The following is a 1,248-nucleotide window of genomic DNA, read 5'->3' as shown; positions in this document are numbered from 1 at the left end:
CTTGGTTTCGTGACGGTCTAAAAAGTCATCGCGTAGTTTGGTCGTTTCACCATTATCTACTGCCATCTCAACCGTACGAGCGACCGCATCTGGCTGCTCATAGATTTCTTTGAGCATATAATGCTTAAACTCGCCCTTATCGGCATTATGCTGCTTGGCATCTATCTCATGTACTTTGCGACTGACTTCTACGCCGTCCGCATAAACACGAATATGTTCACGTGTAATATTAGCAATATCGCCTTCTTCTAGGTACATAAATCGGTTGGTAACTGGCAATAGCGCCAATTGATCTGACGCAATAAAGTTCTCACCGATACCCACACCGATGACCAAAGGTGAGCCCAAACGTACAGCAATGAGCTCTTCTGGACTGTCTACATGGACGATGCCAAGGGCAAATGCACCATGTAATAACGGCGTAACTGTGCGAACAGCTTCTAGTAGATCAGATGTTTTTTGATAAACATCATTGATCAGATGCGCGACTACTTCGGTATCTGTCTGTGATGTAAACTCATAACCTTTGGCCATCAAGTCTTCTTTTAGCTCAGCGTAGTTTTCAACGATACCGTTATGAACGACCGCGATTTTACCTGAGACGTGGGGATGCGCATTACGTTGTGCAGGCTCGCCATGAGTTGCCCAGCGTGTGTGCGCAATACCAATATGACCATCAAAATTGGCTGGATCATTCGCGACTGCATTAACCAATGCCAGTACTTTGCCTACTTGACGTTCACGATGTAATTCACCATTACGAATGACCGTCAAGCCCGCAGAATCATAGCCTCGATATTCCAAACGCTTTAGGCCTTCAAGTAAAATATTAGCGATATTACGCTCAGCAACTGCGCCTACAATTCCGCACATAGCTATTCCTTAAGTTAAATTTTTAATGATGTTAGACAAATAAAAGTGAATCAAAAACAATGTATACAAATCAGTAGTGAATAAATAAGCTGTAAGTATTCAAAAGTTATTTAATATATAAGTCATATTATTAAGCAGCACCGCAAAATTGCCGCGCTGCTCAAGTTGGTTATGATTTCGCTACTAAACGCTTAACTATAAACTTACTACTATCAGCTAACTATTTCGACTTTTTAGTTGGACGTTGAAAATCTGCTTTTTGTACCTGACGAGCGCGACCCAAAGCCAAGGCATTACTATCAACATCTTCTGTAATTACAGATCCTGCCGCAACTACCGCAGTATCGCCAACCGTTACTGGAGCAACCAGACTCA

At 42.5% G+C, this 1,248-nt stretch carries 1 protein-coding gene and 1 pseudogene; both read right to left on the bottom strand.

What is annotated here, in order from left to right:
• Positions 1 to 873 (bottom strand): glutamine--fructose-6-phosphate aminotransferase (locus ACS8FD_RS15270; protein WP_459252133.1); only part of this gene is annotated, 873 nt, incomplete at its 3' end.
• A 220-nt stretch (positions 874 to 1,093) separates the two neighbouring features.
• Positions 1,094 to 1,248 (bottom strand): annotated as a pseudogene (glmU, locus tag ACS8FD_RS15265) (bifunctional UDP-N-acetylglucosamine diphosphorylase/glucosamine-1-phosphate N-acetyltransferase GlmU); the annotation flags it as partial.

It is taken from the genome of Psychrobacter sp. 1U2 (genome assembly GCF_051847575.1).
The sequence above is the reverse complement of the archived record's forward strand: the minus strand, read 5'-3'. Positions and strand labels throughout refer to the sequence as shown.